Annotated in this window: 13 protein-coding genes; 8 read left to right on the forward strand and 5 right to left on the reverse strand. The window is 60.5% G+C overall.

Features of this window, described 5'->3' with window-relative positions:
* The first annotated feature begins 19 nt into the window (after positions 1-19).
* The 3 genes from lnt (at position 20) to CABTHER_RS16955 (ending at position 3,500) form a co-directional block, all read left to right on the forward strand.
* Complete coding sequence (gene lnt / locus CABTHER_RS15410; protein ID WP_014099181.1) at positions 20-1,621, forward strand: apolipoprotein N-acyltransferase; 1,602 nt, start codon at positions 20-22, stop codon at positions 1,619-1,621.
* Between the two features lie 61 nt (positions 1,622-1,682).
* Positions 1,683-3,086 (forward strand): cysteine--tRNA ligase, encoded by a 1,404-nt coding sequence (cysS, locus tag CABTHER_RS03410; RefSeq protein WP_014099182.1) that lies wholly within the window; start codon positions 1,683-1,685, stop codon positions 3,084-3,086.
* Positions 3,087-3,137: 51 nt separating this feature from the next.
* Positions 3,138-3,500, forward strand: coding sequence for a hypothetical protein (locus CABTHER_RS16955; RefSeq protein WP_187288407.1), 363 nt, complete (start codon positions 3,138-3,140; stop codon positions 3,498-3,500).
* Between the two features lie 120 nt (positions 3,501-3,620).
* Here the strand turns inward: CABTHER_RS16955 and CABTHER_RS03415 are convergent, their stop codons facing one another.
* Positions 3,621-3,860 carry a hypothetical protein gene (locus CABTHER_RS03415; protein ID WP_041569061.1) on the reverse strand — a complete coding sequence of 80 codons (240 nt, stop codon included), beginning with the start codon at positions 3,858-3,860 and terminating at the stop codon, positions 3,621-3,623.
* Between the two features lie 102 nt (positions 3,861-3,962).
* On the opposite strand from CABTHER_RS03415, the gene CABTHER_RS03420 reads away from it, so the two are divergent.
* Both CABTHER_RS03420 and CABTHER_RS03425 read left to right on the forward strand, forming a co-directional pair.
* Complete coding sequence (locus CABTHER_RS03420; RefSeq protein ID WP_014099185.1) at positions 3,963-5,258, forward strand: M16 family metallopeptidase; 1,296 nt, start codon at positions 3,963-3,965, stop codon at positions 5,256-5,258.
* The gene (locus CABTHER_RS03425; RefSeq protein ID WP_081464674.1) at positions 5,240-6,148 is read left to right on the forward strand and encodes an alpha/beta fold hydrolase; all 909 of its coding nucleotides are present in this window, start codon (positions 5,240-5,242) and stop codon (positions 6,146-6,148) included. Before CABTHER_RS03420 ends, CABTHER_RS03425 begins: the two co-directional genes overlap by 19 nt.
* A 125-nt stretch (positions 6,149-6,273) precedes the next feature.
* Here the strand turns inward: CABTHER_RS03425 and CABTHER_RS03430 are convergent, their stop codons facing one another.
* Both CABTHER_RS03430 and CABTHER_RS03435 read right to left on the reverse strand, forming a co-directional pair.
* Positions 6,274-6,939 (reverse strand): type IV pilus modification PilV family protein, encoded by a 666-nt coding sequence (locus CABTHER_RS03430; protein ID WP_041569062.1) that lies wholly within the window; start codon positions 6,937-6,939, stop codon positions 6,274-6,276.
* Positions 6,940-7,136: 197 nt separating this feature from the next.
* Positions 7,137-8,456, reverse strand: a complete 1,320-nt coding sequence (locus tag CABTHER_RS03435) for a PP2C family protein-serine/threonine phosphatase (RefSeq protein ID WP_014099188.1) — start codon at positions 8,454-8,456, stop codon at positions 7,137-7,139.
* A 244-nt stretch (positions 8,457-8,700) separates the two neighbouring features.
* Between CABTHER_RS03435 and CABTHER_RS03440 the strand changes: the two genes are divergently transcribed.
* Positions 8,701-10,248, forward strand: a complete 1,548-nt coding sequence (locus CABTHER_RS03440; protein WP_014099189.1) for a hybrid sensor histidine kinase/response regulator — start codon at positions 8,701-8,703, stop codon at positions 10,246-10,248.
* Between the two features lie 65 nt (positions 10,249-10,313).
* Here the strand turns inward: CABTHER_RS03440 and CABTHER_RS03445 are convergent, their stop codons facing one another.
* Positions 10,314-11,927: a phosphoenolpyruvate carboxykinase gene (locus CABTHER_RS03445; RefSeq protein ID WP_014099190.1), complete on the reverse strand. Its 1,614-nt coding sequence runs from the start codon at positions 11,925-11,927 to the stop codon at positions 10,314-10,316.
* A gap of 257 nt (positions 11,928-12,184) precedes the next feature.
* On the opposite strand from CABTHER_RS03445, the gene CABTHER_RS03450 reads away from it, so the two are divergent.
* Positions 12,185-13,126, forward strand: coding sequence for a DUF808 domain-containing protein (locus tag CABTHER_RS03450; protein WP_041569447.1), 942 nt, complete (start codon positions 12,185-12,187; stop codon positions 13,124-13,126).
* A gap of 29 nt (positions 13,127-13,155) precedes the next feature.
* Complete coding sequence (locus CABTHER_RS03455; RefSeq protein ID WP_014099192.1) at positions 13,156-13,602, forward strand: DMT family transporter; 447 nt, start codon at positions 13,156-13,158, stop codon at positions 13,600-13,602.
* Between the two features lie 13 nt (positions 13,603-13,615).
* Here the strand turns inward: CABTHER_RS03455 and CABTHER_RS03460 are convergent, their stop codons facing one another.
* Positions 13,616-16,057 carry a transglycosylase domain-containing protein gene (locus tag CABTHER_RS03460; protein WP_014099193.1) on the reverse strand — a complete coding sequence of 814 codons (2,442 nt, stop codon included), beginning with the start codon at positions 16,055-16,057 and terminating at the stop codon, positions 13,616-13,618.
* Positions 16,058-16,060: the final 3 nt, after the last annotated feature.

The following is a 16,060-nucleotide window of genomic DNA, read 5'->3' on the forward strand; positions in this document are numbered from 1 at the left end:
CGGGAGCCGCCGCGTGGAGATGGCTTCTGCCGCAAAGCCCAAGACCGGCCGGCCGGCGGCGTGGTGGACGGGCGTCAGTCCGTGGCTGTCCGCCGTGGGGAGCGCCGGCTTCCTGACGCTGGCCTTTCCGCCGTTCGGCTTCTGGCCGCTGGCTTTCGTGGCGCTGGCGCTGCTGCTCTGGGCTGTGACTTCGGCGGAGCGGCTGGTGACGGCCGGACTGCTCGGCTGGCTGTTCGGGGCGTTGTTTTACTACGGGTCAAGCTGGTGGGCGACGCACTCGCTCATCGTCTATGGGGGAATGTCCACGCCTGTTGCCCACGTGCTGATCGGCGTGGCGGCCGTTCTCGTCGCCATACCGACGGCACTGTTCGCGTTGGGGGTTCACCTGACGACGCTGCGGGAGCCGTCGCCGGGATGGTGGTGCATCCCGGCGTGGTGGTGTGTGTGCGAGTGGCTGCGCGGTGAGGTACTTGCGTTCGGGTGGAATCCGCTGGCCAATGCCGTGGCGCTGGAGCCATGGCTGGCGCGCGCGGCCCGGCTGGGCGGACATTACCTGGTCGGGGCCATGGTGACGGCCTTTGCCGCCAGCGTTGTCTATGCCCTGCGGCAGTGGGCGCACCGCCCGGTGCATGCGCTCCGGGGGATGGCGGCCGGAACGCTGGCGCTGCTGCTGCCGTCGCTGGCGGCGTTGACCGGCGCGTTGCGGCCGCCCGAAGACGTTTCTGACAGGGAAGCTGCGGTGGCGGTCATTGCCGTCCAGCCCTGCGCACCCATGCTCACGAAGGTGATGTCAGCCTACGAGCAGGCCGAAGCCCGGCAAATGCAGCTTGCTTTGGAAGGGCTGCGCGCCGCGTCAGACAGCGCGCGCCGAATGGTCATCTTTCCAGAGTCGCAGATTGCCCTCGATGCCGACCGGCCCGGCGCTGAGCAGTCCCTGCGGCCGCTTCTGGCACAGGGGGCCTGGGTGTTGACCAATGCCACCCGGCGGGTTGGAGATGGTTTTGCGAATACTGCGCTGCTCTACGCGCCGGATGGCAGCACGGCGGAATACCAGAAGGTGCATCTCATGCCGTTCGGCGAGTATGTCCCGCTGGGCCGGTACCTTCCGGTGGAGTTGCCGACGTTGGCCGTGGAAGCGCGTCCCGGAAAGCGCATTGTGACCCTGCCCGTTACCGATGACCTGCGGCTTGGCGTGGGCATCTGTTTTGAGTCGGCTTTTCCGTCCCTGCACCGTGCCTTCCGGCAACAGGGAGCGACGGTACTCGTCAACCTGGCCAACGATGGCTGGTTCGGCCGGACGCCGGGCAGCGAACAACACCTGCGGCATCTCGTCTATCGCGCCATTGAAACCGGCTGCCCTGTTGTTCGCGTCACCAACGATGGCATCAGCGCCCTGATTGACGCCGGAGGGCAGGTGCGCGATGTCGTCCCACAGGGACAACCCGATGTACGTGTGTGGCCGGTGTTCCCGGCCGCCAGCGGGATGACACCATACGTTGTCGTGGGCGACCTCTTTGCCTGGAGTTGTCTGGCAGCCGTCGTCGGCAGGCTGCTGTGGCGGCTCTGGACGCGGATTCGGTTCTACACGGAAGCCATTACGGATTTGGTCGCGGGAGAATAAACTGCCGGCCTGCCGCCGAACGGTGTAGCATCCGGTGTCGTGTTGGGGGACGACCCAAGCCATGAGCATGCACTTTTTCAACTCACTGACGCGCCAACGGGAGCCATTTGTCCCGCTCGAAGGGCGGCGGGTACGGATGTACGCCTGTGGGCCGACGGTCTATAACTTCGCCCACATCGGCAACTTCCGCACGTTTGTCTTCGTGGACATCCTGCGGCGGCATCTGAAGTGGCGCGGTTATGAACTGCTCCACGTCATGAACCTGACCGACGTGGACGACAAAATCATCCGCGACGCCCGCGCGGCCGGACTGCCGCTGCGTGAGTTCACTGAGCGGTACGTGACGCATTTCTGGGAAGATGCCGACGCGCTGGACATCGAGCGGCCGGAAGTCACACCCCGCGCCACCGATCACATCCCCGAAATGGTGGCCCTCATCGGGCGTCTCATCCACTGCGGCTGCGCCTATCACAGCGACGGCTCGACCTACTTCCGCATTGCCTCGTTCCCCCGGTACGGCGTGCTGTCCGGGAACAAACTGGCCGGAAACATCGCCGGCGGAAGCGCCCGGGTTGAAGCTGATGAGTACGAGAAAGACGACGTACGGGATTTCGTGCTGTGGAAGCGTACTCAGCCGGATGAACCCACGTGGGATTCACCGCTGGGTCCCGGCCGTCCCGGCTGGCATATCGAGTGCTCGGCCATGGCGATGAAGTATCTGGGGGAGTCGTTTGACATTCACTGCGGCGGCGTGGACCTCATCTTTCCCCACCACGAGAACGAAATTGCCCAGTCAGAGGCGGCGACTGGGAAGCCTTTTGCCCGGTATTGGCTGCATGCCGAACACCTGCTGGTGGATGGGCGCAAGATGTCCAAGCGGGAAGGCAACTACTACACGCTGCGCGATCTGCTTGACCGGGGCTACCGTGCGCGTGCGGTGCGGTATGTCCTGGCGGCCGTGCCGTATCGCAAGCCCCTGAACTTCACGCTGGAAGGGGTGGAAGCCGCCGAGCGGCGGCTCAAACGGCTGAACGAGACCGTACGGCGGTTGCGCGAGGCTGTTCCAACGACGACCAACCAGGTGGATGAAACGGCAAAAGTCGTAGCTGACATCCGCCAGAGCTTCGGTGCAGCCATGGATGACGATCTCAACACGGCGGAAGCGCTGGCAGCCGTGGCGCAGCTTGAAACGACCGTCAACATTGCCCTGAGTCGTGGGGAACTGACCGAAGCGGCAAAGGCGGCGGCATTGGCCGGCTTTGAAGATGTGCAGGCCGTGTTGGGAATTCTCGACCCGGCACAGCCGGAGTTGCTGCCGGCTGACATTGAAGCCCTGATTGCCGAACGTCTCGCGGCGCGCCGGGCCAAAAACTTTGCCCGTGCGGATGAAATCCGGGCGCAACTCGCCGCCCAGGGCATCATTCTGGAGGATGGAAAAGACGGAACGCGCTGGCGCCGGGCGTGAGAATTTGGGAGTATAAAGCAAAATAAGCATCTTGTAGTTGTGCAAAGCCACTTGGCTGAACCAGTGAAAATGCAAGTCAGGTATTACCGCTACATATCGGATCAATTAGGTGAAGGGCGAATTTTAGTAAAAAACGTTGAGGCCTTTCTTGCCGTCAATCCACAAGCACAGATTAGCACAAACGTGACGGCTCCCTTATTCAGGGTATCACTCAATCAACGCCAAGTAGGACTCAAACCACGTGGTGTTGAACTCGTTGAGTTCGATCCATCCAGTGGCAGTATTATAAGTCGGCTATTTGTTCCAGTCACGACTCCATCTGACTTTGAAAATATCCAGGTCAGTCAGAGTTATCTTATCAATGGCAAAGGCTATGGGGTTCATCGAAAGCGTTACGAAGTCATTGGACGCTAGCATATTTTCTACCCCGTGCTTGGTTGGTAAATGGAAGAATAAGCGAATAGGTACACTTGTCGAAATATCAATCAGGCTGTACTCCACTAACTGACACAGTATTGCTTGTGAAGCCCGATCTTACCACCTGTCTTGAGGGGAAACGAAGTAGAGTCCCTCCGGGGCCGTGCGCACCTCGCGGTCGGCTTCGAGTTCCCGGATGATCTTCCAGAACTTCCTGGGAGCGATGCCAAAACGTTGCTGGATGTATTCATCACCGGCCTGGCTGCGCGTGATGGGAAGAAAGCCATCCTGCCGCAGGGCTTCAAAAACCATGCCCCGGCGTCGCGCGGGGTTGGCCTTGGACGACTGTCGGGACATGCGGGCCACCGCGGCCTTTCGTCAAAACGACTTGCCCTGTCGGGCGCAGAGCGTAGGTTAACAACCAAACGGCATTGCCGATTCAACCACAGGGGAGCCGCCATGACCACCAACCATGCCAACTCGTTGCTGACGGCCGGTGTGCAGCGTTATGTGTTGTCCAACGGACTGACGGTGCTGCTCAAGGCCGTGCCGGCCAATCCCATCGTTTCCACGATGATTTGGTACCGCGTCGGTTCACGCAACGAGCCGGCCGGAAAAACCGGGATGTCGCACTTTCTGGAACACATGATGTTCAAGGGGACGCAGCGGCTCGGCAAAGGTGAGATTGACCATCTGACGCTGGTCAACGGCGGACGTAACAATGCGTTCACCTGGATGGATTTCACGGCTTACTACTTCACCTTTGCGGCTGACCGCTGGGAAGTTGCGCTCGACATCGAAGCCGACCGCGCATGCAACACAACCTTCGATCCGGGGGAGTTCGAGGCTGAAAAGCAGGTGGTGCTTGAAGAGCTTCAGATGTATTTGGACAGCCCGTTTGACGCGCTGGAGATGGAGGTCTGGGCGACGGCTTTTCGGCAGCATCCCTACCACGTGCCGACCATTGGCTGGCGCGAGGATGTCGAACATCTCACGGTGGATGACCTGCGGCACTACTACGAAAGCTATTACTGCCCGAACAACGCCACGCTGGTCATTGTCGGGGACATCCGCCCGGAAGCGGCTCTGCGCCGGATTGAGGATACCTTCGGGGCGCTTCCGGCGCGTCCGTTGCCGCCGCCGCCCCATGCCACAGAGCCACCCCAGCGGGGTGAAAAACGGGTCATCGTCAAAAAGCCGACGCCGCTGCCCCGGCTGACCATAGGCTACCACGTCCCGGAAGTTGCCCATCCCGACTCGTATGCCCTGCACGTCGCGTCCATGCTGTTGTCTTACGGGCGCACCTCGCGGCTCTATCAGCGCCTGCAGGAGAAAGATGAGTCCGTGACATTTGCCACGGCGCACTATGCCGAGCACATGGACCCGTCACTGTTGACGATAGCGGCGGAAGTCAAACCCAACCACACGCCGGAAGAAGTCGAGGCGGCGATTACCGAGGAAGTCGAGCGGCTTATCCATGAACCCCCGACCGATCTGGAGCTGGCCAAGGCCAAGCGGCAGACCGAGGCGCAGTTCATTCTTGGCAACGAGGAAATCCTCAACCAGGCCATGCTCCTCGGCGAATATGAAACCATCGCCTGTGGGGCAAAGATTCCCGAAGAAGCCCGTGGGTATCACTACCTTGACGCTTACCTGAACCACGTCCGGCAGGTTTCACCGGCTGACATTCAACGCACGGCGGCGCTGTATCTGCACCGCGACAATCGCACGGTAGGATGGCTGATCAATCCCTGATGAGCAGTGAGCGGTACTTTGATTGGCAGGGCTGGCACTGTTTCTATCAGGCGGCCGGTGAGCCGGGAGCGCCGCCGGTGGTGCTGATTCACGGGCACGCCACGTCGCACTTCACCTGGCGGCATCAGGTGGCGGCGCTTCAGAAGGATTTTCAGGTCTTTGCTCCCGATTTGCTCGGATTTGGGCGCTCGGCCAAGCCGCGCGACGTGGCGTACAACGTGGAAGTCTGGACGGCGCAGATCACGGATTTCATCCGGTCAGTGATTCAGCGTCCGGTTCTGCTGGTGGGGAACTCTCTGGGCGGACTCATTGCTGCGCATATTGCCGACCGCCACCCGGCGCTGGTCTCGAAACTGGTGCTCATCGCTTCGGCCGGGGCATCAAGCTACTGGCAAAGTTCGCTGGTCAACTTTCCGTTCCTGCTGATGCGGACGCCCGTCATCGGACGGACGCTGTTTGACACTTTGGTGCAACAGCGGTTTGTCGAGTGGAACATTCGCCATCGGCTCTACGCCAACCCGGCGGCTGTGACCCCGGAGGTCATCGCCCACTACCGGGAATGTTTCTTTGCACCGGACAACCGCGAAATCGTGTTTGAAGTCACCAAGCAGTTCTATGACTTTGTGATGGACGACGCCATGGCCCGGCGGATTGCCCACCCGACCCTGTTGCTGTGGGGTGAACGGGATACCTTCGTGCCGCCCATTCGTGGGCGACAACTTGTACGGGTGATGCCCCGCGCCCGGCTGGAGGTGCTGCCCCAGGCATCGCACTGCCCGCACGAAGACCAGCCGGAGCAGGTCAATGCCCTTCTGCAGGCATTTCACCGGGAAGCCGACCCGGTGGCATCCGGCGGCGGAAATGGGGTGCGCCAAACTCAGCCGGATTGATTTCAGTGCCAATCCCAAGGCACCCCGGAACGAAATGCCGGAACAGAGACCATGAAAAAACGGGCGACCGAAACAGGTCACCCGTCAGAAAGTGGTAGCTGGAAAGTCGTGGTCGGGAGTTGCTACTAGATGCCGCGAATCTGGGACGGCGGCTGGGTCATCAACGTCACGATTTGAACTGTGCGAAGGGCGCTTCCGGCAACCCGGGTGTAGGGATACCGAACCTGCACAATGACCCGCTTGACCAGGTCGGTATTGCTTTCCGGCGGACAGTTACTGTCGTTGCTAAGATCGTAGCTGTTGTCGTATTCCTTGTCGAAACAACCCGAGGTTGTAAAAGCCGTGCGTACCAGCACCCGCATCGTGAAGGATTCATAGCGTGGATCAATGCCGCTGCTGATTTCATCCGGGTCAGCTGTGCCCCGAATCATGTCCCGGCCGGGACTGCGGTAAACAGGCCGAAACTCTGGGGGAAAAATACCGTTAAGGTCCAAGCGGTTGCTGAGCCGGATGAAGGTGTTTTGATTGCGGTTGCCCGGCTCTGGAATCCCCCCAATGGCATTCATCTCACGCATCATGATGATCTGGTTGAGTGTTTCTTCCGCGAGATTGCGTGCCAGGAGCAACTTGTTGGCATTGAGGGAGTTGGTCAGTGCGATGGACATAAACGCCAGCGCCCCAAACATCCCGACAAACAGAACCATCAGCGCTATGATGAGTTCGACGAGTGTCACTCCCGACTGCGCCCGCTGAAGTTGAATCCGTCGAACGGTGCGTGTGACGTGTCCCATGTGCATCCTCATGGACGGCCTCCGCTGAAACGTCAAGTTCGTCTGCTGCAACCAAGGAGCAAGTCTGATGCCACGCGGGTGGATAGTGCTAACTGTACTGACTGTGGAAATTTAGCCTTCGGAAAAGGTTTTGGGAGGCATAGCTGCTCTTCAAAACTGTTACAGAAGGTGACATTTCCTGAAGCCAATGGCCCGGCTTAGCCCTTCTCCGTGGCCGCCGGCAGGGCTTTGATGACCACTACGGTCAGGTCATCCCCCAGTGGGGCCGGACTGGCAAAGGTCCGGGCAGCATCGTAGATGGCGCGGGCCAATTCCTGGGCCGGCGCTTCCCGCTGGCGCTGGACGGTCTCAATCAATCTGGCCAGTCCGAATTCCTCCCCGTCCTGTCCGGCTTCGGTCAGCCCATCCGTGTAGAGAACAATGATGTCACCCGGCTGCAGGGTGCAGTAGCACTCGATGTACTTCCGGTCCTCGAACAGCCCCAGCACCGTGTTGCCGCAGGAAAGTTCCTCGTAGCTGCCATCGGCATGGAGGAGCAGCGCTGGATTGTGGCCGGCGTCTCCATAGCTGAACCGCCGGCTTGCCGGATCAAGTACTCCGTAAACTGCTGTGACGTACTGAGAGCTATCGAGGCTTTCCCAGAGCAGGTAGTTGACCTTGCGCAGAATGACCCGGATGGAGAAGTCGTTGCGCACCTGGGCGCGCAGACAGGCCCGAAACGTGGCCATGATGAGCGCCGCCGGGATGCCCTTGCCGGAGACATCGGCAATGGCAATGCCAAGTTGGTGATTCGGAAATGGGATGAAGTCGTAATAGTCCCCACCTACGGCTTCGTTGGGAACGGTCAGCCCGGCAATGTCAAAGCCTTCCACGGTCGGCGCGCGGTCCGGCAGCAGGCTTCGTTGCACCTGGCGTGCAATGGCCAGTTCGCTTTCCAGACGGCGTTTTTCCAACCGTTCCTGGTGCAGAATGGCTTTCTCGATGGAAATAGCCGCGGCCGAGGCAAACAGGGTCAGTACTTCCAGGTCGGCTGCCTTGTAGGCATCCAGGGTGCGGCTTTCGAGATTGAGCGCCCCGATGATACGGTTGTTGGCAATGATGGGGACAACAATTTCCGACATTGTCAGCGGGTCGGAACTGATGTAGCGCTGGTCGTTGCGGACATCAGGAATCACAATCGCCCCACCCGACTGTACCACCCAGCCGACGAAGCCTTCCCCAAGGCGCAGCAGGCGTTCCATGGAAGCCTCATCGTAGCCACGATAGACCGTGGCCCGGATGCGGCGGTCGCGGCCGTTGGTTTCCAGAACGTAAATGGCGGCGGAATCGTAGGGTACGAACGACTTGACCGAATCAATGATGAGCGACAGGGTCTCATCCAGATCGAGTGACCGGCTGATGGTACGGGTGATGTCCAGCAGCAGCCGGAATTTGGTCTCGAAAGACAGGGCTTCCGGCGAAGTTGCCGAGGCCGTCGCCGAAGGCGCTGGGTCTGAGTCCGTGGAGAGTGCAGGCATAAACGAGTCCTTCCGCTGCCATGACCTTATCGCTTTCGGCGTCGCTGCGCCATGTTTTCACGGTGCCAGCACCTTGCTGATGCCCACGCCGGGCATCCCGGCGCTGCCGTCCACCCACCTTGAGAGAGTTTCCGGGAGGAAAACAGGTTGCCGACTTGAAAGACTGGTTTTGTAGCTTGAGAATCATTCTGAAACTGTTTTGCAACGGTTCTGTCTTATATCCGGCTTCAAGGGTAACTGTACGATGCGCATCCTGCTCGTCGAAGATGATATGGATTATGCCGTTGTGGTGCAGGGCTATCTCCGGCGCATCACGGCGGAAGTCACGGTTCAGCACGTCACCTCACTGGCAGCCGCCACTGCCCTGGCTGTGGCGGAGCACTTCGATGTCGGCGTGCTTGACCTCAACCTGCCGGACTCCCAGGGAACAGCCACAGTCACGGCGCTGGCGACCGCCGCCCCGCATCTGCCACTCGTCGTCCTGACCGGCGAAATAGCCAGCGACACCGACCTGCAGGCCCTTGAAGCCGGGGCACAGGAATACCTTGCCAAAAACGAGCTGGGCGTGGTTCCGCTCCGGCGCGCCATTCGCTACGCGCGGGAACGGCATCGGCTGACCCGAGCACTGGCGCAGGCCAACCAGCTCAACCGTCTTGTACTCGACCACATGCCGACCAACATCAAGCTTCTTGATGCGGAAGGCCGCGTGCAGTTCATCAATCCGGCCGGGCTGGCCGCCCTGGGTCTGAGCGACCCCAGTGCCGTCCTGGGACACCCATGGTTGCAGCTTTGGGCCCCGTCAGCCGAACCAGCCATCCGTGCGCTGCTGGAGCAGGCCCGTGCCGGGCAGCCTTCCACCACGGAAGCCTTTTTGGCGCATGCCGGCGCTGCGCAGCATTGTGCGCCGCGCTGGTGGCATATCACGGTGCTACCACTGCCGCCGAACAATGCCTCATCTGCCCGTTATCTGGTTGTGACCCAGGATTTCACTGCGCGCCACTTCCACGAAAAACACCTCTATCAGGCGCAGCAGACGGCGCTGCTCAAGCACATTGCGGCCGGGGTTGCCCATAACTTCAACAACCTGCTCACCGTCGTTCAGGGCTACAGTGAAATGATGCTGCGTACCCTGCCGGAAGAAGACGCGCGGCAGCGTCGCCGGGCCACAGACATTCGCCAGGCTGCCATTCGGGGCAGGCAACTCGTCGAGCATCTGCTGGCCTACAGTCATTTTGCCGAGCTGTCACCCAGGATCATTGACCTCAATGCGTTTCTGGAGCAGGAAGTAAAACTTTTGGAAAGTACGCTCAACCCCCTTGCGAGCCTTGGTTTTGAGCCATCGCCGGAGCCGCTTCAGGTGTATGCCGATCCGTGGTTGCTGTCCTCGACCCTGCTGACCTTTGTGCTCAATGCCAATGAGGCCATGCCGGAGGGTGGAACCGTGACGCTATCCGTCAGCCGGGTGACTTTGGATGCCACGTTTCTGAACCAACCGGCCGCTGACCGGCTGGTGGGTGATGTCGAAGCCGTGTTGTCCACCGGTTCGCCAGTGCCGTTGGTCAGAATCTCGGTCCGGGATACCGGCCCCGGCATGGATGCCGCAACCCTGGCCAACATTTTCACGCCGTTTTTCACGACGAAACCGGCGGACAAAGGAACCGGCCTGGGGCTGGCCACCGCTGCCGCTCAGGTGGAGCGGATGGGTGGATTCATCGGCGTGACTTCGCAACCCGGCACTGGGGCGCAGTTTGATGTGTACCTGCCTCTCGCTCCAGCCCAACCGGTGCCTTGAATGCCCATCTTGTGGGCAACCATAGCTGACGGTTGCCCACAAGGGCCCAAGGGAGAAGAAAAATCTCAGGGACGTGGCGCGGCAGCGCGGATAGCCGGTTCGACCATACTTTCAAACTTGGCAAAGTTTTTGACGAACATCTCGGCCAGCCGTTTTTCCTGGGCATCGAACGCCGCTTTGTCTTCCCATGTGTTGCGGGGATTGAGGATGCTGTCGGGAACACCGGGACAGGTCACCGGAACCTCGAAGCCAAAGACCGGGTTTTTGATGTATTCGACCTGATCGAGATGGCCATCCAGCGCCGCGTGCAGGATGGCGCGGGTGTAGGGCAGGCTCATCCGCTGTCCGACGCCGTAGGGGCCACCCGTCCAGCCGGTATTCATCAGCCAGATGTTGACTTTGTGCTGGGTAATTTTTTCACCCAGCATCCGGGCATAGACGCTTGGATGCAGCGGCAGAAACGGCGCGCCAAAGCAGGCGCTGAACGTGGCAACCGGTTCAGTGATACCCATTTCCGTGCCGGCCACCTTGGCGGTGTAGCCCGAAATGTAGTGATACATTGCCTGTTCCCGTGTCAGGCGGGCAATCGGCGGCAGGATGCCAAAGGCGTCACAGGTCAGCATGACAATATGACGCGGAATGCCGCCCAGACCATCGCGCGTCATGTTGGCAATCTGCGTGACCGGATAAGCACCGCGCGTATTTTCGGTGATGCTGGCATCATCGAGGTCGAGAATGCGCGAATGCTCGTCGAGAACGACATTTTCCAGAACCGTCCCGAAGTGGCGCGTCGCCGCAAAAATTTCCGGTTCGGTCACGGGGGAGAGGCGAATCATCTTGGCGTAGCAGCCACCTTCGATGTTGAACACCCCGTTGTCACTCCAGCCGTGTTCGTCGTCCCCGATGAGCGTGCGGGTTGAATCGGCCGAGAGCGTGGTTTTGCCGGTGCCGGAAAGTCCAAAGAAGATGGCAGTATCGTCTTTGCTCTTGCCGTAGTTGGCCGAGCAGTGCATCGAAAGCACACCCCGCTGCGGCAGGACATAGTTCATCAGGGTGAAGATGGACTTTTTGATTTCTCCGGCGTAGTGCGTCCCGCCGATAAGCACAAGCTTGCGGGCAAAATCCAGAACGACAAACGTTGGAGATTTTGTCCCGTCAATCTCAGGGATGGCGAGAAAGCTGGGGACGTGAATGACCGTAAATTCCGGGACATGCTGCGCCAGCTTCTGCGCGTCATATTCACGCAGAAACAGTGTCCGCGCAAAAAGGGCGTGCCAGGCCGTTTCGGTCACAACCCGGATCGGCACGCGGTAACGTGGGTCAGCACCGGCATAACAATCCTGCACAAACACATCCCGGTTTTGCAGGTAGGCCGATACCCGCAGGTAGAGTGCGTCAAACACGGACTGCGGAATCGCCGCGTTGTTTTCCCACCAGACACGGGCTTCTGACTCCTCGTTGCGGACAATGTACTTGTCCTTGGCTGAGCGTCCCGTGTGCCGTCCGGTGCGCACGACGAGCGCCCCATCGTGGGCGAGCAACCCTTCGCCGCGCTTGATGGCCTCTTCGTAAAGCACCTCCGTCGCCGAATTCCAGTAGATGGCCTTCTGGTTGGTCAGCCCATGATGCTCCAACCCATAGTGACTCTTACCACGCCCAATGATTTCGACCGTACTCATAGCTGACTCCAAGGCCGGGACAAAACCGGCCAGGAAAAAGAAAAAACCAGCCTGGGGACCGTGCTGGATGCTTGCGTGCTAACGCTAACACACTCACTTTTTGGGGTGAAAGTACCCCATCTGCAGGTGCTGTGAGGGATGGCTCCACCGGCTTTCACATGGTTTTTCCCCAGCGTGCTATCGTTACGGAAAACCGTCCGAAACTGCCGCCGCGGTCGGCTGCCTTCGTCTGCGAGCGATTCGAGGTTCTGGGAACCATGCCTGGTGGAAGTCTGCTGCTTTTGCTCGACGACATTGCATCCACTCTTGACGACATTTCGGTGATGACCAAGGTCGCAGCCAAGAAAACGGCGGGTGTTGTGGGTGACGACCTGACGCTCAATGCCCAGCAACTGACGGGGGTGCGTACCGACCGTGAGTTGTCCGTAGTGTGGGCGGTGGCCAAAGGCTCTGCCATCAACAAGGTGATCCTTGTTCCCAGCGCCCTGGCCATCAGTGCCTTTCTGCCATGGCTGGTCATTCCGCTGCTGATGATTGGTGGCGCTTTCCTGTGTTTTGAAGGCGTCGAAAAACTGGTTCACAAATTGCTGCACCCGGAAGAAAACCAGGACGCAGCCGAAACTACGCCTCACGATGGTGCATCTGCTGATGCCACATCGGGCAACGAACGGGAAAAGATCAGAGGTGCGGTCCGAACGGATTTCATCCTGTCGGCCGAGATCATCGTGATTGCGCTTGGGGCAGTGGCAGCAAAGCCGTTCCCTACCCAGCTTGGTGTGTTGACGGCCGTGGCCGTGCTCATGACGGTTGGCGTCTATGGGTTGGTGGCCGGGATTGTCAAGCTGGATGATGTGGGGCTTTATCTCAGCCAGCGCCCGACTGTGCTGCTGCGGTGGCTGGGGCGCGGGCTGGTGGGATTGGCCCCCTATCTGATGAGGTTTCTTTCGATTGCCGGGACGGCCGCGATGTTTCTGGTCGGCGGCGGCATTCTGGTTCACGGTGTGCCGGTAGTTCACCACTGGGTCGAGGAACTGGAACACCTGGTGGCAGCCATCCCGACGGTGGGGCGCGCCCTGTCCTGGTTTGTCGGCCCGGTGGGCGATGGCGTGTTTGGCGTCCTCGTCGGTGCTGGCGTTCTGCTGCTGGTTTTGGTGTTCAAACAACTTGCCGGACGGTTCCGAATGCGTCCTGCGTCCTGAAGGCTATCCTGGATAGGGGAAACACCAGCATGAAACCTGGATGGGTGACGGTCGTGCTGCTGACCGGCATGATGTTGCCGGTACAGGCGGCCGTGAATGCCAAGCTCCGTACTTTCGTCGTCAATCCCATTTACAGCGCGCTCATCAGCTTTGGGGTCGGAACGAGTCTGCTCGTTGTACTGGCCTCCGCTATGGCCTGGGCAGGCTGGGCCGGGCATCTGCGGGGTGCGGTCTCCGCTCCGTGGTGGGCCTGGGTGGGAGGGGCGCTGGGGGCGGTCTTCGTCACCATGGCCATTCTGGCTGTGCCGCGTATCGGCGCGGCCGGCTACTCGGTAGCCATTATCACGGGACAACTCATCGGGGCGCTGATCCTTGACCACTACGGTTGGTTGGGGCTGGCACAGCAGCCTCTGACCTGGTCACGCCTGCTTGGTGCCGTCTTGTTGCTGGTGGCTGTGTGGCTCATCCAGCGTTAGCCGGCGCGCAAGGCTAGTCACGGGGTGGCACATCCGGCGGACGCCGGTCGCGGGGACGGGTAGCGTCGGGCAGCGGCGGCGGCCCGGTCACTGGCGGCAGTTCCGGTGGGGGAAGCTGGATGTCAGGTTCGACCACCACGCCCGGAGTGCCCATCGCGGCGGCGTTAGTCTGCGTGCAATCCTTCTTTGGGGCTGTCCCGGCCAGAAACCATTCCTCGATGGTTTCACCCTGGCAGGCTGGAGAAGGAAGCAGCCCGGTTTGCAAATCCACGGTCACTTTTTCCACGCCTTCGGCATCAGGGAAGGCATCACCGGTCAGGTCAGGGCGGAACTTGAGGACGGCGCGCATGAAGTTGACGAAAATCGGCAGCGCCGAATTCCCTCCGGTGATACCGAGTTGGCGGTTGTCGTCATATCCGACATAGACCACGCAGACCATGTGTGGTGTAAAGCCGGCAAACCAGCCATCGCGGCTCGTGCCGGTTTTGCCGGCCAGGGCCTTGGTCAAACCGTTGGCTTTGGTGGCCGTGCCGCGTTCGATGGGGCCGCGCAGCAGGTGCGTCATGACGGCGGCGACGGCCGGAGAGATGACCGGCGTTGTCTGCGGCTCCACCTTTTCCACGAGGTTGCCTTTGCCATCGGCGATGAAGGTCAGGGCGCGGGGTTCGACCCGTGCGCCACGGTTGGGGAAAGCGGTGTAGGCGCGGGCCACTTCAAGCGGTGTTGCCTCTTTTGTGCCCAGCGCCAGACTCGGATACGCCTCCGGGCGCGGCAGCCCGAACCGTTCAGCCGTACGCGCTACCCGGTCGTAACCTACGGCCTCGGCGACGCTGACCGTAACGACATTGAGCGACCTGGACAGCGCCGTGCGCACGGTGACGTATTGGTTGCTGTAGGTCTGTCCAAAATTGTCAGGGCTGTAGGTCTGCCCGTTGCCGTAGGTGAAGGTGCGCTTCTCGTCCTTGAACAGGGATGATGGGGTGATGACCTCTTCCTCAATGGCCGCCGTATAGACGAAGGGTTTAAACACCGAACCCGGTTGGCGGCGGGCGTCCGTAACGCGGTTGAGCTGGGATTGCGAATAGTCCCGGCCGCCCACCATGGCCAGAATGTCTCCAGTGTGGGCATCGAGGGCGATGAGCGCAGCATCCAGCCCTGGTGCCGGCTTTTTGACGAGATTTGCCAGCCCCTTCTGGACGGCTTCGACCGCGGCCTGCTGCAGGTTGATGTCCAGCGTGGTGTAAATGCGGGCGGCCGGGTCAGAGAGCACCCGGTCGAGTTTTCGCTCGGCAAGCACGCTTTGCAGGTAATCCAGATAGTAGGGGGCATCGGCGTTGCTGCTGGCGCGCCGGGGCGCAACGCCAAGCGGGGCAGCCTTGGCTTTTTCATACTCGGCCGGGGTGATGAAGCCGACTTCGAGCATGTCGCCCAGCACCTTGTTGCGGCGTTCGAGGGCGCGTTCCGGGTGTTTGAAGGGCGAGTAATAGCCCGGACCGCGGATGATGCCGGCCAGAAAAGCAGCCTCCGGCAGGCTGAGCTGGATGATGTCCTTGCCGAAGTAAAACCGCGCTGCTTCACCAAAGCCGTTAATGGAATAGCTGCCATCCTGCCCCAGGTAAATCTCGTTGCAGTACATCTGGAAAATCTGGGGCTTGGTCAGGCGCGTTTCAAGGATGATGGCAATGTAGGCTTCCTTGAGTTTGCGGCTCAGCGTGCGCTCCGGCGTCAGGAAAAAGTTTTTGACAAGCTGCTGGGTGATGGTTGAGCCGCCCTGCAAGCCGCCGTCCCGATCTGTGAAGTTCCGGTAGATGGCGCGGGCCAGTCCGCGCAGGTCAATGCCCCGGTGGTCGAAAAACCGCCGGTCCTCGACGGCGACTACGGCCTGGACGAGTACCTTGGGCAGGTCATTGAACTCGACGATCTTGCGCTTTTCCCGTTCCCTGTTGAGCGCCGTCAGCAGCGGCGGTTCCAGCAGGCATTCGGTGAGCGGTTGCTGGTTGGGGAGTTCGACGATGTTGACCGGCGTGTTACCGTTGAACCGGATGCGGACGGAAGGGAATTTCTGTCCGGCCAGCGGCGCATCGGTGCTGGGGAGAATGTCGAGCCGGTTGCCATCGAGCAGGTAGCGTCCGCGCGTGGTGTCACCTGCCTGGGACTGGGCAACGTAACCGGCCCGGTTCAGGTATTCCAAGATTTGCGCCTTGCCGAACGGGCCACCTTTGATGATACGCGCCGGAGCCGCATAGATACCACTGGACCGGACAAAGGACTCCCCCCGCAGCTTCTGGTCAATCATCGTCGAGAACACGACGTAGTAGTAGGTCAGGACGATAACGATCGGGAGCAGGGCCAGCGCCAGAAAAAAAACACGCCGTGGCGTAATGAGCCGTTGCCACCAGTGTTTGGTGCGAAAAACCCGCGGGTCGTTCTTGAAAGCTGGGTGATTTCCAGTCATGAG

This window comes from Chloracidobacterium thermophilum B (assembly GCF_000226295.1).
Classification (GTDB): domain Bacteria; phylum Acidobacteriota; class Blastocatellia; order Chloracidobacteriales; family Chloracidobacteriaceae; genus Chloracidobacterium; species Chloracidobacterium thermophilum.

What these genes read in the sequence shown, in the direction of transcription:
- CABTHER_RS03415 (WP_041569061.1), bottom strand. Translation starts at nt 3,860, where the DNA reads ATGTCCCGACAGTCGTCCAAGGCCAACCCCGCGCGACGCCGGGGCATG.
- CABTHER_RS03440 (WP_014099189.1), top strand. Translation starts at nt 8,701, where the DNA reads ATGCGCATCCTGCTCGTCGAAGATGATATGGATTATGCCGTTGTGGTG.
- CABTHER_RS03445 (WP_014099190.1), bottom strand. Translation starts at nt 11,927, where the DNA reads ATGAGTACGGTCGAAATCATTGGGCGTGGTAAGAGTCACTATGGGTTG.
- CABTHER_RS03455 (WP_014099192.1), top strand. Translation starts at nt 13,156, where the DNA reads ATGAAACCTGGATGGGTGACGGTCGTGCTGCTGACCGGCATGATGTTG.
- CABTHER_RS03460 (WP_014099193.1), bottom strand. Translation starts at nt 16,057, where the DNA reads ATGACTGGAAATCACCCAGCTTTCAAGAACGACCCGCGGGTTTTTCGC.
- CABTHER_RS03420 (WP_014099185.1), top strand. Translation starts at nt 3,963, where the DNA reads ATGACCACCAACCATGCCAACTCGTTGCTGACGGCCGGTGTGCAGCGT.
- CABTHER_RS03430 (WP_041569062.1), bottom strand. Translation starts at nt 6,939, where the DNA reads ATGGGACACGTCACACGCACCGTTCGACGGATTCAACTTCAGCGGGCG.
- CABTHER_RS03450 (WP_041569447.1), top strand. Translation starts at nt 12,185, where the DNA reads ATGCCTGGTGGAAGTCTGCTGCTTTTGCTCGACGACATTGCATCCACT.
- CABTHER_RS03435 (WP_014099188.1), bottom strand. Translation starts at nt 8,456, where the DNA reads ATGCCTGCACTCTCCACGGACTCAGACCCAGCGCCTTCGGCGACGGCC.
- CABTHER_RS03425 (WP_081464674.1), top strand. Translation starts at nt 5,240, where the DNA reads ATGGCTGATCAATCCCTGATGAGCAGTGAGCGGTACTTTGATTGGCAG.
- cysS (WP_014099182.1), top strand. Translation starts at nt 1,683, where the DNA reads ATGAGCATGCACTTTTTCAACTCACTGACGCGCCAACGGGAGCCATTT.
- lnt (WP_014099181.1), top strand. Translation starts at nt 20, where the DNA reads ATGGCTTCTGCCGCAAAGCCCAAGACCGGCCGGCCGGCGGCGTGGTGG.